This window comes from Cognatiyoonia sp. IB215446, assembly GCF_033963825.1.
Classification (GTDB): Bacteria; Pseudomonadota; Alphaproteobacteria; order Rhodobacterales; family Rhodobacteraceae; genus Yoonia.
In genome coordinates this window covers 981,374-997,959 of the sequence record NZ_JAXBMD010000002.1, presented here as the reverse complement: position 1 = coordinate 997,959, position 16,586 = coordinate 981,374, and the positions used below count along the sequence as shown (strand labels likewise).

At 56.4% G+C, this 16,586-nt stretch carries 16 protein-coding genes and 1 tRNA gene; 6 read left to right on the top strand and 11 right to left on the bottom strand.

Annotated elements, in window-relative coordinates:
- Nucleotides 1-138 precede the first annotated feature (138 nt).
- The 5 genes from SLH49_RS12510 to SLH49_RS12490 all read right to left on the bottom strand — a co-directional run bounded on the left by SLH49_RS12510 (nt 139) and on the right by SLH49_RS12490 (nt 3,467).
- Nucleotides 139-639, bottom strand: a complete 501-nt coding sequence (locus SLH49_RS12510) for a hypothetical protein (protein ID WP_320269470.1) — start codon at nt 637-639, stop codon at nt 139-141.
- A gap of 320 nt (nt 640-959) precedes the next feature.
- Nucleotides 960-1,241 carry a hypothetical protein gene (locus SLH49_RS12505; RefSeq protein ID WP_320269469.1) on the bottom strand — a complete coding sequence of 94 codons (282 nt, stop codon included), beginning with the start codon at nt 1,239-1,241 and terminating at the stop codon, nt 960-962.
- A gap of 145 nt (nt 1,242-1,386) precedes the next feature.
- Nucleotides 1,387-1,515: a hypothetical protein gene (locus SLH49_RS12500; protein WP_413785284.1), complete on the bottom strand. Its 129-nt coding sequence runs from the start codon at nt 1,513-1,515 to the stop codon at nt 1,387-1,389.
- A 3-nt stretch (nt 1,516-1,518) separates the two neighbouring features.
- A complete protein-coding gene (gene guaB, locus SLH49_RS12495) occupies nt 1,519-2,967 on the bottom strand; it encodes an IMP dehydrogenase (RefSeq protein WP_320269468.1) in 1,449 nt (482 codons plus the stop codon).
- Nucleotides 2,968-3,089: 122 nt separating this feature from the next.
- On the bottom strand, nt 3,090-3,467 hold the full coding sequence (locus tag SLH49_RS12490) for a GFA family protein (protein WP_320269467.1): 378 nt from the start codon (nt 3,465-3,467) through the stop codon (nt 3,090-3,092).
- Between the two features lie 153 nt (nt 3,468-3,620).
- On the opposite strand from SLH49_RS12490, the gene SLH49_RS12485 reads away from it, so the two are divergent.
- From SLH49_RS12485 to SLH49_RS12460, 6 genes are all read left to right on the top strand, one after another.
- The gene (locus tag SLH49_RS12485) at nt 3,621-5,657 is read left to right on the top strand and encodes an ASKHA domain-containing protein (RefSeq protein ID WP_320269466.1); all 2,037 of its coding nucleotides are present in this window, start codon (nt 3,621-3,623) and stop codon (nt 5,655-5,657) included.
- Nucleotides 5,654-6,490 (top strand): class I SAM-dependent methyltransferase, encoded by an 837-nt coding sequence (locus tag SLH49_RS12480; RefSeq protein WP_320269465.1) that lies wholly within the window; start codon nt 5,654-5,656, stop codon nt 6,488-6,490. Before SLH49_RS12485 ends, SLH49_RS12480 begins: the two co-directional genes overlap by 4 nt.
- Before the next feature lie 76 nt (nt 6,491-6,566).
- Nucleotides 6,567-6,640 (top strand) — tRNA-Gly (locus SLH49_RS12475).
- A gap of 1,159 nt (nt 6,641-7,799) precedes the next feature.
- On the top strand, nt 7,800-8,210 hold the full coding sequence (locus SLH49_RS12470) for a hypothetical protein (protein WP_320269464.1): 411 nt from the start codon (nt 7,800-7,802) through the stop codon (nt 8,208-8,210).
- A 198-nt stretch (nt 8,211-8,408) separates the two neighbouring features.
- The gene (locus tag SLH49_RS12465) at nt 8,409-9,359 is read left to right on the top strand and encodes a hypothetical protein (RefSeq protein WP_320269463.1); all 951 of its coding nucleotides are present in this window, start codon (nt 8,409-8,411) and stop codon (nt 9,357-9,359) included.
- 1,026 nt (nt 9,360-10,385) lie between these two features.
- Entirely contained in the window at nt 10,386-10,736 is a 351-nt protein-coding gene (locus tag SLH49_RS12460; protein WP_320269462.1) for a RidA family protein, read from the top strand.
- Here SLH49_RS12460 and SLH49_RS12455 read toward each other — a convergent pair.
- The 6 genes from SLH49_RS12455 to SLH49_RS12430 form a co-directional block, all read right to left on the bottom strand.
- Nucleotides 10,733-11,188, bottom strand: coding sequence for an A24 family peptidase (locus tag SLH49_RS12455; protein WP_320269461.1), 456 nt, complete (start codon nt 11,186-11,188; stop codon nt 10,733-10,735). The two genes, SLH49_RS12460 and SLH49_RS12455, sit on opposite strands and share 4 nt — an antisense overlap.
- A 42-nt stretch (nt 11,189-11,230) precedes the next feature.
- Nucleotides 11,231-12,829, bottom strand: coding sequence for a glucose-6-phosphate isomerase (pgi, locus tag SLH49_RS12450; protein WP_320269460.1), 1,599 nt, complete (start codon nt 12,827-12,829; stop codon nt 11,231-11,233).
- 3 nt (nt 12,830-12,832) lie between these two features.
- Nucleotides 12,833-13,504: a 6-phosphogluconolactonase gene (pgl, locus tag SLH49_RS12445; protein ID WP_320269459.1), complete on the bottom strand. Its 672-nt coding sequence runs from the start codon at nt 13,502-13,504 to the stop codon at nt 12,833-12,835.
- A 91-nt stretch (nt 13,505-13,595) separates the two neighbouring features.
- The gene (gene zwf, locus SLH49_RS12440; protein ID WP_320269458.1) at nt 13,596-15,053 is read right to left on the bottom strand and encodes a glucose-6-phosphate dehydrogenase; all 1,458 of its coding nucleotides are present in this window, start codon (nt 15,051-15,053) and stop codon (nt 13,596-13,598) included.
- A gap of 84 nt (nt 15,054-15,137) precedes the next feature.
- Nucleotides 15,138-15,725, bottom strand: a complete 588-nt coding sequence (locus tag SLH49_RS12435) for an HNH endonuclease (protein ID WP_320269457.1) — start codon at nt 15,723-15,725, stop codon at nt 15,138-15,140.
- A gap of 144 nt (nt 15,726-15,869) precedes the next feature.
- Nucleotides 15,870-16,523 carry a GGDEF domain-containing protein gene (locus SLH49_RS12430; RefSeq protein WP_320269456.1) on the bottom strand — a complete coding sequence of 218 codons (654 nt, stop codon included), beginning with the start codon at nt 16,521-16,523 and terminating at the stop codon, nt 15,870-15,872.
- Nucleotides 16,524-16,586 lie beyond the last annotated feature (63 nt).

Below are 16,586 nucleotides of genomic sequence, written 5' to 3'. Positions count from 1 at the left end.
TCGCCAGCATCGGAGAATAATCCAATACCAGCCCTTTCCAAAGCTCGTGCACTATTCGAAATTGCACTAGCTGCGTGTTCTGGCGACATATTTTGCAAAGAAATATTGATGTCAACAACAGCAATTGGGACGTCGTCTTCAGCCATCTTCACACTCACTATTACCTAGTTTTTCCAATAAGACGAGAACGTAATCATTACTCTGCACAATGCTCGTTTGCTCAGTGACAATTCCAACAGCACAGTTCTGCCATGTTGCCTCACTACCCGCGATCTCGCATACGAAGAATTTCATGGTCTCGCCTCGTAGCCCCATGTCAATAGCCAGCTGCCCCTGACGAGAAGCAGTTGATATCGGATGTTCCAGCCAGTCGATTTGATTGTAAGCATCAGAGAAATCTGTCTGAGTTGGAACTCGATAGATAGATGTAATATCATCGTCCTTGGATACTCTCTCGCCGGTTGAAAGAGTAATATTGTACAGGGCCTCGCAAGTATTATCCGGAATCCAATCTGCTCGTAATGTGTATTGATATTTGTCAAAATACGAAGAAGGTACATCTGACTTAACCTGCGTCATAGCAAGGGATAGACTCACAAAGCAGGCTAGTCTGAAAACTTCATAATTGCTGAAAAGCACTCCATCACCTCCATCAAATCTCGATTCTTTGCCGTCCAGTAGGTTTGGACTGGGCTCCAGTTACAGCCCTCGCCTGGTCTCATGCGATAGTAGGATGAGGGCGACGCGTGATTTATCCAAATCTTTCATCAGAATAAGTAGCCTCTATTCAACAGAACAAGAAAAGACAAAATAGGCCGAGCGTACAATTCTGACGCGAACAAGTCTTGTTAACAATTCGTTAACGGCGACTTACCAAACTGTAAACCCTATTTTTGAGTTCATGTGTAAATCTGAACACACACCCAGATTGTCGCCACATTGACAACAATCCAGACCCGCTACACCGTCCGCCATATCAACGGCACATCTCCCACCCCCAAAACCCGTCCCAACCGCAACCTCGCCGCCCGCACCAACCAACACCCACTCGCCTCAGCAACGTGGTTCACATCCGCCACCGCCCCGACCGCACCATTATCTCGGTCAAAGGTCATGTGGCCGGTGGTGACCGCGCCATCAGACAGTTCGACAGGCTTCGCATCCGCCGTCAGATCAATCGGGACAATACCCAACTCCGCCAGCGTCTTCGCCGAGGTCGCGCAGTCGGCACGCATCACCATCAGGTGATTGATTTCGGAGACTGCGCGACTTCTCCGGACGGAGATCAACCGCTGCGCAACTGCCAAGCAGCCGTCGACTCTGATACCAGAAGAGTACAGATTCAAGAAAGCCAGGTAAGTTGTCGCCAAGTGAGCGGCGGGCGCGTCACACGTCAAGGACATGATCACGAATGGCGACCCGGTCCTTTGATCCGGCAAATCGGCTCGCCGAGATGCCTGCCTTGATATAGCCGATAATGGTGATCGCCGCAGCGATACGGGCACCGGGTATCATCGTTTAGCCGACGCGATAATTCGGACTTTCGCGTGTGATCTGCACATCATGCACATGGCTTTCCTTCAGCCCCGCACCAGTGATCTTCACGAAAGTGCAATTGCGCCGCATCTCATCAATTGTCGCGTTGCCGGTATAGCCCATCGCGGCGCGCAGGCCGCCCACAAGCTGATGCACCACCGCATGTGCCGAGCCCTTATAGGGCACCTGACCTTCGATCCCCTCAGGCACCAGCTTGTCGCTCGCCGCTTCTTTCTGGAAATACCTGTCCGCCGAGCCGCTGGCCATCGCACCAAGGCTGCCCATCCCGCGATAGGATTTGAACGACCGTCCTTGATACAGGATCACTTCGCCGGGACTTTCATCGGTCCCCGCGATCATCGAACCCACCATGGCGCAAGAGGCACCCGCTGCAATCGCCTTGGCAAAATCCCCGGAGAACTTAATACCGCCATCGGCAATCACAGGCACGTCCCCCGCCCCTTCGGCGCAATCCATGATGGCGGTCAGTTGCGGCACGCCCACGCCCGCGACCATGCGCGTAGTGCAGATGGAACCGGGACCGATCCCCACCTTCACAGCATCCGCACCCGCATCAATCAGCGCTTTGGCGGCTGTGCCCGTAGCGATGTTGCCGGCAACGATTTGCACCTCGTTTGAGAGCATCTTGGCCCGCTCAACTGCCTTCGCGACGCCTTCGGAATGGCCATGCGCCGTATCGATCACGATCATATCCACGCCCGCATCCACCAGCGCTTCGGCCCGTTCAAACCCGGCATCGCCAACACCAGAGGCAGCCGCAACGCGCAGACGCCCCAGAGCATCCTTACATGCCATCGGGTTCAGCACGGCCTGTTCACTGTCCTTCAGCGTCAAAAGCCCGGTCAGTTTGCCCTGCCCGTCCGTGATCAAGAGCTTTTCAATGCGGCGCGCCTGCATCAGCGAGCGTGCCTCGTCGAGATCGGCGGGCTCCGTCAGCATTGCGAGATCCTCGGACGTCATCATGACGCTGACCGGAGTGTCATCGTCCTGGGCAAAGCGCATGTCGCGGTTGGTCACGATCCCAACAACCTTGCCGTCGGCACCGACGACAGGGAAACCGGTGATCCGGTAGCGCTCCATCAACGCCTTCGCATCAGCCAGCGTCTGGTCCGGGCGCAAAGTCACCGGATTGTAGACCGTACCGGACACAAAGCGCTTCACGCGGCGGATTTCCTTGGCCTGCTCTTCGACGCTCAGGTTCTTGTGCACCACGCCAATGCCGCCAGCCTGCGCCATGGCAATCGCCATACGGCCCTCGGTCACCGTATCCATCGCGCTTGAAAGCAGCGGGATATTCATTGAGATGGATTTGGTGACTTTGGTGCGCGTATCCGCCGTCGACGGCAGCACATTCGACGCACCGGGGACTAGCAAAACATCATCAAAGGTAAGCGCCTCACGAATCTGCATCTTTGGGTCCCCCATGCGAGTATCGTTGGCACGTCCCTATTGCACGGAACTGCGGGCAGCAAAACCCCCAAGTGGCACATTTTGTGGATCATGCCGCTCAAACACCCATTGAGTGGGCTGCGTTAGCCTTCCTCTCGATCCCCCACAAAGCCCGCCATGCCCGGAAAAGGGGGCAGCCAATCTTCGCGGCGTGTGATCCAAAGCTCGTAAGTCGGCGCAAATATGTTCGGCTGATCGAAGGCCCCCAGATGCAACTCGATCTCGCCCGGACTGCGGGAAAACACCGACGAGCCGCAATCTGCGCAGAAGGCGCGGCCTTCGTACTCCCGAACGTCACCGGAAATCTGAACGGCATCAGGGGCATAGATCGCAGAAGCATGAAAAACCGCGCCGTGATGCTTGCGGCAGTCCATGCAATGACAGATGCCGACACGCAGCGGCTCGCCCTTTGCGACAAACCGGATGCGCCCGCAAAGGCAGCCGCCTGTTCGTTCTGTCATGCTATTCCTCCCTCGCCGCCCGCATTCACAGTACCAGCCACAGCGCTTCGACACGCGCCGCGCCCGTCGCTGCACATAATCATTATGACGGTATCGAGCCTTCCATTCGTCTGCGCCACCTTTATCTTGCAGGAAAACACATCAGGCGCGCGCATGAGCAACGATCCTTTGGTTATCTTCACGCCCTCCGGCAAGCGGGGGCATTTTCCTGTTGGCACGCCGGTTTTGACGGCTGCACGGCAATTGGGTGTCGATCTTGATAGCGTCTGCGGCGGGCGGGGCATCTGTTCGAAATGTCAGATCACGCCTTCTTACGGTGAGTTTTCCAAACATGGGGTCACCGTCGCTGACGACGCCCTGTCTGCATGGAACAGCGTTGAAGAACGCTATGACCAGAAACGCGGGCTGAAGGTGGGACGGCGGCTGGGCTGTCAGGCGACGATCCACTCCGACATCGTGATCGACGTGCCGCCCGAAAGTCAGGTCCACAAGCAAGTTGTGCGCAAGCGGGCCGAGGCGCGGGATATCACGATGAACCCGTCTACGCGGCTTTACTATGTTGAAGTGGCCGAGCCTGACATGCATGACCCGTCAGGCGATCTGGAACGGCTTGTCACCGCATTGCGGCGCGATTGGGATCTGCCGGATCTTGAGGCGGACCTGACAGTTCTGAAAAAGCTGCAACCGGCCCTCCGCAAAGGCGAGTGGAAGGTCACCGTTGCGGTGCATCTGGGCGACGCCGTTTTCTCCCCCCGCATCATCGACATCTGGCCCGGCTTCTATGACGGCACGATTTACGGCCTCGCCGTCGACCTTGGCTCCACCACCATTGCCGCCCATCTTTGCGATCTGCGATCGGGCGATGTCGTCGCCTCCTCCGGCATCATGAACCCCCAAATCCGGTTTGGCGAGGATTTGATGAGCCGGGTCAGCTACGGCATGATGAACCCGACCGGCTCGGATGAGATGACCAAGGCCGTGCGCGAGGGCATGAACGCGCTTTTCGTGCAGATCGCATCGGAGGCAGAGATTGACCGCAATCTGATCGTTGATGCGGTCTTTGTCTGTAACCCCGTCATGCACCACCTATTCCTGGGCATCGACGCTTATGAGTTGGGCCAAGCCCCCTTTGCGCTGGCCACATCCGAGGCGATTTCACTTCGCACGCAAGAGCTTGACCTGAACCTGCATCCGGCAGCGCGCGCCTACATCCTGCCCTGCATTGCAGGTCATGTAGGCGCCGATGCGGCAGCCGTTGCGCTCTCTGAGGCACCTGACAAGTCGGACGATCTGGTGCTGATCGTCGATGTAGGCACGAATGCCGAGATCATACTGGGCAATCGCGACAAGGTGCTCGCCTGTTCTTCGCCCACCGGCCCCGCCTTTGAGGGCGCGCAGATCAGCAGCGGCCAGCGCGCGGCTCCCGGTGCGATTGAGCATGTCGCGATTGACCCCGTGACCAAAACCCCCCGCTTTCAGGTCATTGGATGCGATCTGTGGTCGGATGAAGAGGGCTTTGTTGCCGCCATTGCTGGCACCGGGGTCACCGGCATCTGCGGCTCGGGCATCATCGAAGTGATTGCCGAGATGCGCATGACCGGGATTGTCGATGGGCCGGGGCTGATCGGCTCGGCCGAACAAACCGGATCGCCCAATTGCTTTGAAGATGGGCGCACCAATTCCTACCTGCTTTATGACGGCACTGCTGAGGGCGGCCCCAAGATCACCGTGACCAATACCGATATCCGGCAGATCCAGATGGCCAAGGCTGCACTCTATTCCGGCGCCCGGCTTCTGATGGACAAATTCGGCGTGGACAATGTCGACCGCGTCGTGCTCGCCGGTGCTTTTGGAGCGCATATCAGCCCAAAACACGCCATGGTGCTCGGCATGATCCCCGACGCCCCGTTGGAGAAGGTCACCAGCGCAGGCAACGCCGCTGGCACCGGCGCGCGGATCGCCCTGCTCAACACCGAGGCGCGCCAGGAAATTGAGGACGTGGTCCATAAGATCCACAAGATCGAAACCGCAATTGAACCACGGTTTCAGGAGCATTTCGTGAATGCTTCCGCCATGCCGAACGCCGTTGATCCATTTCCGACCCTGCGTGGCTTGGTCGAGCTTCCTGAGGTCCTGCACAACACCGGCGGCGGCGAGACCGGTGGGCGCCGCAGGCGGCGCCGCGCATGAGTGACCGCCCCGCCGATAACAGCGATCAACAAGCCTTCTGGTCCACCTCTGCCGGGAAAAACTGGATCGCGCATCAGAATGCGATGGATGCCCTACTCGCTCCGGTTCTTGATCTGGTGCTGGATCGTGCCGCGTTGCAACCGGGCGAGACTGTTCTTGATATTGGCTGCGGCGCGGGCACAAGCACGACCAAGGCCGCAGACCGCGTAGGGTCATCGGGATCAGCTCTAGGCCTTGACATCTCAAACGTTCTTCTCGCGCATGCGCAGGCACAATATGGCAACCGGGTCACGTTTGTTCTGGCCGACGCCCAGACCTATCCCTTTCATGACGCTGCATTCGACATCGTGATCTCGCGCTTTGGCGTGATGTTTTTCGCCGACAGCATCGCCGCCTTCCGCAACCTGGGGAAAGCCTTGCGGCCCGGCGGGCGCATGGTCTTTGCGGCCTGGGGACCTGCCCCACACAACCCGTGGTTCATGATACCGGCCCGCGCTGCGGCAGCGCAGCTGGGCCAGATGCCCAAGACGGATCGATCCCTGCCCGGCCCATTCGCGTTCGAGGATCAGGAGCGCGTCATCGATATCCTAACCAAGGCAGGCCTGACCGATATCCGGGCCGAAACCTGCCTGATCGATCTGACGCCACAAGGCAACGCCCTGGACGCGGCCCACCTTTGTTGTCAGATCGGACCAGCCGAGAAAGCGCTGCAGCATTTCGGCGCTAGCGACACCGATGCCGAGATAATTGCTGGCCAGATCGCCAAAGAGTTTGCGGCGATGCAAATGCGTATCCCCGCCAATATCAACTTATTCACGGCCACCAAGCCCTGAACGTTCGCGCGTGGATATTTTCCGCAAGGAAAACACGTTGACCATGACAGCCGCGCCGCGTATCCCTGCCTAGGCTGCGGGTATGGTGAAAAGGTATCACGAAAGCTTCCCAAGCTTCAGTTACGGGTTCGATTCCCGTTACCCGCTCCACCGTAAATATTTGATTTCAACATATGAAAACACCTTATGCTGGGCGTGTGCATTATGCCGAGATAGGCAAAACCTGGAACATCTGGCTAGATTGAAACATAGTCCCAGGGTTCTCGCAGAATAGGGTTCGGCGGAGCCGTGGAACTACCCATTCCAAATCAGATCTACTGGATTAGCGGCAGATGTGCTGGAAAGCGGGCGCGATTTATTACTCAGACCAGCGCTGACGTGATCAAAATCGGCATGCCATGATATCGCCGATTGCCATCTATGCCCATTTCTGCGGCAGACACAAACAGAGCCTGGAACTCTGGATGGGGCACTTTCGAAGCCCAAAAGCCCAATGCGCGCTTAGCTTTCGCCAATTTCAATCAGGTACCAGATACCGATCCACCAGAAGATAGATGGCGTATCAGCTTGAAACTCGTGGGTCTTCAGAAAGCCACGAAAGACTACCGAAAATGATCAAAAACCAAAATTACAAGGCGAACGAAAATAGCGTATGACAACCGGCTTAACTATTCCAATGGATGGTGTGATAGACTCGTTGATCGATATGTCTTCGCCCGACAAAAGGTACTCATACACTTTTTTGATATCCGTAGTTTAAGATCGTGCAAATTTAATTGCTCAATACTTGTAATCACAGGCTACAGCCAAACACGTTCAATAACTATCCAAGCGAATACTCCCGCATCGGTCGCGCAACTGCGCGCTAAGCATCCGGTGCTTGAGTGAGACTGCCCTCAAGAGTTAAGATGTTTCCAACACTTGAAATAGTGCCAATGGCACTCTGATGCACACAGGGTTATCCGGCTCAAAAACTAATGTGTCGTTGCCACCAAAAAACTGTATGACACGAGCATGCAAAGTACGAAGGCGACCGTCCACAAAGCATTGCTCCATCTGCATATGGACCTCAGAAAAGAAGCGATTGGTATGCATCAAGTGTAGCCTACGAAATCCAGATGTGCGGTTTCGATCTATTGGCACGGCTACTGAATGCCATGCGGACTTCCATAAAGGTCTAGAGTTTGATCACGGACCTTGCAAGACTAACTCGTCAATGACTTGAGGTACAAAGTGCTATTCAATGCGCCTTTATCGGACTTCTCATCACCGAAAAATTGAGAGCTCATGGTCAGTTTTACGGGAGTGAATGAAGGTGTTGACAATCTCTGCGCAACCGCAAAACATGGCTGTGATACTCAATCAGCCTTCGTTTTCTTCACGCGGAGACGGTTTCATGCGTGTATTCCTGTTATTTTGTTTTGCTCTCGGTCTCACAACCCCCAGTTTTTCATATGCCTGTCAGGGTATCCGATGTGTTGACAAGATCGAGCGTCTTTACATCCACCCAGACTGGGTTCGGATCGATATGCGCGGCGATGAGCGTCGATTAAACTGCGTCCCCGCCGAGGGTGTTTTTGTGCAACTCGACCGAAGCAATCCTGGTTTTGACAGTTTTTATGCTGCGCTCCTTTCGGCGAAGGCAGCAAACCTGACGGTGAACCTGCGTATCTACGAGAACACCAACCCATGTCGGTTTTTTTACGTGATGCTGGAGTAGTTCATGAGGTCGGTTCTTTACACTCTTTTGTGGCTAATCCTCGCGTCACCAGCCAATGCGGTATACGATGGGATTAGTGTGACTTCAGGGGAAGGGGTTGTGCGCTACACGACCACTGCAAACGGTGGTGGTACCTCACTCGGATCATGTACCGGCACAATCGTATATACATCTCAAACGCGTGGTGAAAGCTGGCTCTTGACCGCTGCCCATTGCTTCTTCCAAGTCAACAAAGATATCTTGGACGATTTTACATTAAGGAACCTACGGGATGCTTACCAGCAGACGCGCGTTAGCGGACCGTTCGTGATCTCAATAACATCGATCCCCGGCGCCACCGGTTTGGCGACGGATGTTTATCTTCATCCTTCGTGGGATCAAGATGATCCGGATTGGTTTGAGGATAACGACATCGCGCTTGTGCGGGTTGGCCGGTACATTCCAGTCCCGCTTGCGTCGGGGTCCATCGCCACTGAGTTTCGACGACTCATCTACGTCGGAAGCGATAACTACCTGGACGACCTCGAAGCAGAGAGAGGCTTTATGTCGCGTATAGCTTTCTGCGGCTTTGGCCTTGGATCCACGACCAGTCTTGCATGCGGGCTCGCAACAAATGCTGAGACACGCGAGGGCCATATCGAAATTGATGGATCGCGTTGGATCGGGCGCACATGCAGATTGGAGTGCGGCGACGACGACAACAGTGGCGGATCAAAGTTTCAACCGGGTGACAGCGGTGGGCCGTTATTTGTCCATAACCCTCGGCTATGCGCAATCGGGTCAGCGCCACAAAATGACAATCGACGGGTTGCCGAACTGATGGCACAAAACGGCGTCATCGTAGGTGTCGTCTCAGGCCCGGATGTGAAAAAGTTTGCGCGGCGCATCCTACGGCTGCCGGGGTATGCATTGTCTACAGGCGTCTTTTCTGCGCTTGCTGCGTTGCCCGCCTCACTTGAGCTTGATTCGATGGCTGGCGGCACCTTCGGACAGCGCAGCTGGATCGAGAGTATACCTGGAACGAATGACTTGATCCTTGTTGGAAACAACGAGTGTTACAATCGCGCATCAGCTCAGGAGCTTTGGGAACTGGCCGCAGCAAGATCACTGAGCGTGTCCCTTCCCGCTGTTATGCACGCGCTCCGCTAACGATCTTTGCGGTTATGAGATCATTCCGACAGGCTTCGCGACCGCACTTCAGTTCATCGCACCCACAGCAGTTCAAACATGGGCTCGCGGAGCAAACGATTTCCCTCCGAGCATTTGCACGGGTGCTCATGCACCAGATAGGCTATAGGATCGCATGGCAAGAACTTCGGGCCTGTGACTACAAGATGCCGAGCATCTGGGAGTGCCTGTTAGTAGTCAAGCGTAGAGATGCGTTGCAGATTGTCTGGCTGGTGCCAACACGCGGCGCGCCGCGCCGCGAGGGCATAGGGACTAAGAGACTAAAGCGGTGGTAGCCGGGGGGCAGAAATCACCGACTGGTACCTGTCCCGCTCCTCAATCCTTGACACCGAGTAAGAAACTAAAAGTGAATACGGGATCCGTGCGCTTCGGGTAGAACCGGTCTGCATCCGATCCACTGAAAACTCTGACGACCAGTCAGAAGGAACAGAACGTAGTCGTGGGCGCTCACATCCGTCTCCATAGCGAATGGCGAGAGCGGCGGATTGCGATCGTATCCGTCGGTTGAACCAATTGGCGCAATCGCCAGTAAGACGTCTCATCATGCAGTGGCGGCAAGCATGATGCCTCACTATGGCACGGATCATTCATGAGCCAGTTGACATAATCACTGCAGGGGGCCGCAGGAAACAAAAACTTGGTTTCAGCCTTGCTTGCCCAGCACAACGCGCAGCGGCAAGGCGCTAATTCCGACAGAGACGTGCGCGAGCTGCCCTCCACCCTCACGAAGCGCTCGACCCAAATCAACGTCTAGTCGCACATCCAATCGCTGCGAGGCACAAAACGCGAGACCGTTCGATCGGTGCTTTACGGCAAACTCCCACAGCGGTAAGTGGCCAACTAATAATAAAGCAAACTTCTGAGCAAGCCCCGGATTCTCGACATAAACCATTGATATTGATACCTTTCACTTTGTCTTCAATAATCTAAGTTACGAGTTCCATTCACGTTGCTCGCTCCATAATCTCCAACCTGAGGAGGCACAGCATGCCCATGATAACACGCAAACACACCAGCGCCCGGATGAGCCAATTGGTGATCCATAATGGGGTCGCCTATCTTGCAGGGCAGGTTGGTATTCCAGCCGCCAGTGTGACGGATCAAACTAATGACATTCTGAGCAAGATTGATACACTTTTGGCTGAGGCAGGAACGGACAAGTCGAACCTACTGACAGCACAAATCTGGCTGTCTGATATCGGCACGCAGTTTGCCGAAATGAACACAGCTTGGGATGCTTGGGTGCCCGAAGGCCATGCCCCTGCACGGTGGACAGGCGAAGCCAAACTCGCCACGCCAGATTATTACGTGGAAATCATTGTGACAGCGGCAATCTAGGACACAAGAAAGGCGAAAAACGCTGTCAGACCGATTGGCAAGCTCATCGGGACAACGGGTTTAGCCAGGACGTGCCATGTGCTGTCTTCTGAGCCAAAGACTCTGCGAACCTGAACCACCAGAAACGTGCTGACCAGCATGATCACAATAAAGGCAATTGCGATGATAAAGCCGTTCGTAAGCGGCATAAAGAGCGCGACGCCTCCCATCAGCTTGACCGCGCCTGCGCCAAAGCCACGCGAGCTGAACAGGAACAGGCCAAAGCCAAAGATGGCCGCCGCAAATGCCAGTTGCCACCATAGATGCGCCGGCGGTGCCACAAAGACCAGAACCACAAACAAGAGCACAGGAATGATCGTCAACCAGTTTGGGATTTTCCCGGTGCGCGCCTCAATCACCATCGCCGTGATGATCACCACGGCCATCGCATAAGTCGCCACTGTCAGGAACATGTTGAATACCCTACTACTTTCGTGTCTGACCCGTCATAGCGATCAAACGCCATTGCGCTGCAAAAATCGGACAAGCGCGGCGGTCGAACCGTCTTTTCCATCCACCTGTTGCGTCCCTTCCACAACGGGTTGCAGGGTCGTGGCCAGCTCTTTGCCCAATTCCACACCCCATTGGTCGTAGGAATTGATGCCCAGAACCACACCTTCGACAAAGACACGATGTTCGTAAAGCGCGATGATCTGCCCCAGGACAAAGGGGGTGAGTTGCGGATAGGCGATAGTGACAGACGGGCGATTACCGGGGAAGACGCGGTGACGGGCCTGACGTTCCAGTTCGTCTCCGGTGAATTTTGCCGCCACCATTTCGCGCGCGGTGTCCAGATCGCGCCCGCGCATCAGTGCCTCTGACTGCGCGAGACAATTGGCCACGAGCAATTGATGCTGGTGATGCAGATCATCTTCATGGCCACGTGCCGCAACGAGGAATTCGCAAGGGATCACACGGGTGCCCTGATGGATCAGCTGGTAAAAGGCATGCTGACCGTTTGTGCCCGGTTCGCCCCAGACAACCGGTCCACTTGGTAGGCCCAGATCGGCGCCATCAATGCTGACACCCTTACCGTTGCTTTCCATCTCAAGTTGTTGAAGATAGGCGGGCAAGCGACTGAGAAGATTGTCATATGGCAGCACGGCACGTGTGGCATAGCCGCAAATCTGGTTGTGCCAGATCCCCACAATGGCAAGCAAAGCGGGCAGGTTTTCTTGCCAATCGGCTGCCTGGAAATGCTGATCCATCGCCTGCCCACCGCGCAAGAAGGCGCGGAAAGCATCAGGACCAATCGCGATCATCAGTGACAGCCCAATCGGCCCCCACATCGAATAGCGCCCGCCAACCCAGTCTTCGAACCCAAAGACGCGCGACGGGTCGATTCCGAAATCCGCCGTCTTGTCCGCCGCCGTCGAAAGGGCCGCGAATTGTGCGCCGCTATCGCTGACATGCTCTTGCATCCAGGCCCGCGCCGTGCGCGCATTCGTCATCGTCTCAATCGTCGTGAAGGTCTTTGATGCCACGATGACAAGCGTTGTCGCAGGGTCGCAGCTGCGTAACACGCCCGCGATGTCGGCAGGGTCCACATTGCTGACAAAGTGGCAGCGCGGGCCGTCATGGTAGGGCGCCAGCGCCTTGACGGCCATGGCAGGCCCAAGGTCAGAGCCGCCAATGCCGATATTGACCACATCCGTGATCTTGCCGCCCTGCCCCGTGAAATCGCCGTCGCGGACTTGGCTAGCGAAACTCGCCATCCGGTCCAGTGTTGCGCGCACCTCTGGCATCACATCGACGCCGTCTACATGGACAGGGCCACCGTCGAGGTTGCGCAAGGCAGTGTGCAAGACAGCGCGCCCTTCGGTCTCATTGATCGGGGCACCGCTAAACATCGCGTCGCGTTTTGCGGCCACACCCGCCTCATCCAGCAACGCAAAAAGCAAACGGCACCCTTCGGCATCGATATTCGTCTTGGCGTAGTCGAGAATCATGTCGCCAACTTGTGCAGAAAACGACTCAGCGCGCTCTGCATCCACCAGCGTCTCAAAACGACGGTCGGCCACCTGCACGTGGTGCGCGATCAGATCGTCCCACATATCCTAACGCTCCGCCCAATGAACCTTGGTGCCGCTGAGGATCGCGGAGACCGGCGCTTCTTCTGGCGACAGACCACGCGCCTTTTCAAGTGCAGCCCGCTTCTCCGCACCGACAATGACCAGATGGCGCGACATCGCCGCATTTATCACGCGGGCGGACAAGGTGATCCGAGGTTCCGGCGCACCGGGCGCGCGCATCGCGACCAGCCTGTCTTCGCCATTCAGCGCCAGATCAAGCTGATCGGCACCGGGAAAGATCGAGGCCGTATGCATATCCGCCCCCATACCCAATAGCATGACCGAGATGGGAAGCTCTGGCGTCAACGCCTCGGCGAGGTCCGGTAATTTCTCCTCTGGCGTGTCGGCCTCCGCGTAAAGCGGCACGTATTTGGCCGCCGCCGCACGCTCGATCAGCAGCCGTTGCCGCAGAAGGCGCGTGTTCGAACGCTCCGAGCTTTCAGGTACCCAGCGTTCATCGGTCAGCATCACGTGAACCCGGGCCCAATCCAGATCAACCGCGCAAAGGCTGTCAAAGATCGGACCAGGGGTCGTACCACCCGGCACCGCAAAGGAGGCATGTTCATGCACCAGAAGACAGTTCTTGAGTTCTCCCGCGAGCGTATCGGCGAGATCCATCATCATCATCTCCGCGTCAGGATATTCAATCACATTCATCCTTGGATCCTTTCAGGGGCCACGCTGCGCATATCATGTGTAGGCGGTTGAACGGGGATGTGCACGTCTTGATTGTACGCAAATCAGTGGCTCAGGTGCCCTTGATCTCGCGCCATTTCCGCTCATCCCGGTGCAGCAACATCATCGCATCTTCCGGCCCGGCAGACCCCGCATCGTAAAGCTTGGGCACATCATTACGCGCCTCCCACCCTTCGATGATCGGGTCGGTCCAGGCCCAGGCGGCTTCAACCTCGTCCCCGCGCATGAAAAGGGTCTGGTTGCCGCGGATCACATCCATGATTAGCCGCTCATATGCATCGGTAACGTCGGCAGCACCATCCCCCAGCGCCTCGGCAAAGGTCATATCAAGCGGCACATCGACCAGGCGCATCCCGCCAGGCCCCGGCTCTTTGATCGTCACCTGCAAATCCATCCCCTCATTCGGTTGCAAACGGATAGAAAGAATATTGCGCTGCCGCCCCTCATCCCCTTCAAAGATCGTGTGACCCAGATCCTTGAAGACCACAGCAATTTCGGATGATCGCGCGCGCATGCGCTTACCGGTCCGCAGGTAAAACGGCACGCCCGCCCAACGCCAATTGGCGATGTGGCAGCGCATTGCGACGAAGCTTTCGGTGAAGCTGCGCGGGTTTTCAGCGTCTTCGCGATAACTCGGGCCATTCGGCCCAGCATCGTACTGCCCGCGTACAATATGATGATAATCAATGGGTTGTAGCGCGCGAATGACTTTCAGTTTTTCGTCGCGTACCGCATCCGCCTCAAACTGGCTAGGTGGCTCCATCGCGATCAGGCACAAAAGCTGCATCAGGTGGTTCTGGACCATATCCCGCATCGCACCTGATTTGTCATAGTATGCGCCGCGCCCGCCCACGCCGACCGTCTCGGCCACAGTGATCTGGATGTGGTCGACGTAGTGGTTGTTCCACAGCGGCTCAAACAGCACATTGCCGAACCGGACTGCCATTAGGTTCTGGACGGTTTCCTTGCCCAGATAATGGTCGATCCGGTAGATTTGGCTTTCGTCAAAATGGGCCGCCAAGGTGGTGTTGAGCGCCCGGGCGCTTTCAAGATCGCGTCCGAACGGTTTTTCCACCACGATGCGGGATTGCGGATGTGCGATCTTATGCAGATGCAACCGCTCTGCCAGATCGCCAAAAAGCGACGGTGCCACCGAGAAATAGAAGGCCTGCACCACATCCTGACGAACAAGTTGCGCCAGCGCCTGCCAGCCGCCCTCGCCTTTGGCGTCAATCGCCACGTAATCCAGATGATCAAGAAAGGCCGCCAAGGCCTTGCTATCATTCTTTTCTTCACCGCCAAATTCGGCAATCGCCTCTGCGATCAAATTCCGGTAACCGGTGCTGTCAAGGTCAGAGCGTGCGGCACCAATGATCCGGGCCTCATCAGGCATTTGCCCTGACAGGAACCGCCGAAATAGACCGGGCAGGATTTTACGGCGGGCCAGATCGCCCGTCCCGCCAAAGATCACAAGGTCAAAGACTTCAACCGGAATGACGCGAGAGACCATGGGCTTATCCGTTCTGGGGCACTACGTTAGCGCTAACGCAGCTTTCCTAGCGCGGTGTGTAGCCCAAGTCTAGCGATTGTGAAGCTATGCCTCCAGTTCGGCATCCCAATAGAGGAAATCGACCCAGCTTTCGTGCAGGTGATTTGGCGGGAATTTGCGGCCCACATTGTGCAGCTGATCCGGCACCGGTTGGCGCGGCGGCTTTGCGAGGCTCATCCCTGATTGTTTGAGCGAGCGCGAGCCCTTGCGCAGATTGCAGGGCGAACAGGCCGCGACCACGTTTTCCCAGCTTGTCACCCCGCCCGCGGCCCGTGGGACAACGTGATCAAAGGTCAGGTCACCTTTCGCGCCGCAATACTGGCAAGTGAACTCATCGCGCAAAAACAGGTTGAAACGCGTGAACGCGACTCTTTTTTGCGGCCGTACATAATCCTTCAGCACAACCACCGATGGAATGCGAATCTCGGTTGAGGGGCTGCGCACCACCTCATCGTACTCACTAACGATGTCGACACGGTCAAGCCAGGCGGCCTTGACCGCTTCCTGCCAGGGCCAAAGCGACAACGGATAGTACGAGAGCGGACGGTAATCAGCATTGAGCACAAGCGCGGGGTAGTGTTTGAGCGCGCCAGGCTCCCTGACAAAATCAGTCCTAAAATCTGCTTGCGCCATTGCGTCATTCCTACACTGCTCAGTGCGGAAACTTAACCGATCGCGGCGTCCCCGCTTGTGCCTGCAGGTCTGACTATATATCGCGTCAGATTTGTGACAACCCCCACAATATGCGGCAAAAAACAACGATTTTTACGCAGATTCCTATGCAGCGACGACAGGGCGCAACATCACGTGGGCCGGGCCGCGCAATTTGGCCAGATCGAGCGCCTGTTCAACGCTTTTCATCAACCGCTCCAGCGGCGTCCAACCATCTGCGACAACGACCCCGACAGAGACAGTGGCGTGCAAGACACCTTTTGGCGTGACGACATGAATGCCTTTGCTGAGTTCATTGGCCACATGACGTCCCCTCTCAATCGGCGCGCCGGGCAGGTAGATGCCAAAGACAGATCCATCCAGCCGACCAACGATGTCGGTTGAGCGCGTCACTTCGCGGCAGCGTTGGGCAAGCGCCATAAGACAAAGTTGGGTCGCATGCCTGTCGCCCATGTCATTGACCTGTTTGAAATGGTCGAGATCCAACATCAACAGCACGCCACTTTGCGGCAGGGCCCTCGTAAAGCGCCGCAGAAAAGTCTGCTGATTGGTGACGCCGGTCACACCATCAACCTGGGCCATCAACTGCATGCGGCGCTTGTTTTCGCGCAATCTGAGCATGATCGATACGGGGATCATCGCCAGCAGGACGGCCACGGTCACCACAACAACCAGCTTTACAATGACCGGATCAGGGCTCAGCAACTGGCCGACCATGCTGAGCACAGTTGCGGCGCCAAGAAGCAGAAGCAGGTGCAAAACCCGCTCTTTCGACACTTTCGGCGCAATGGGGGGGACGCTTTGCAAGGGAACCATCAAACA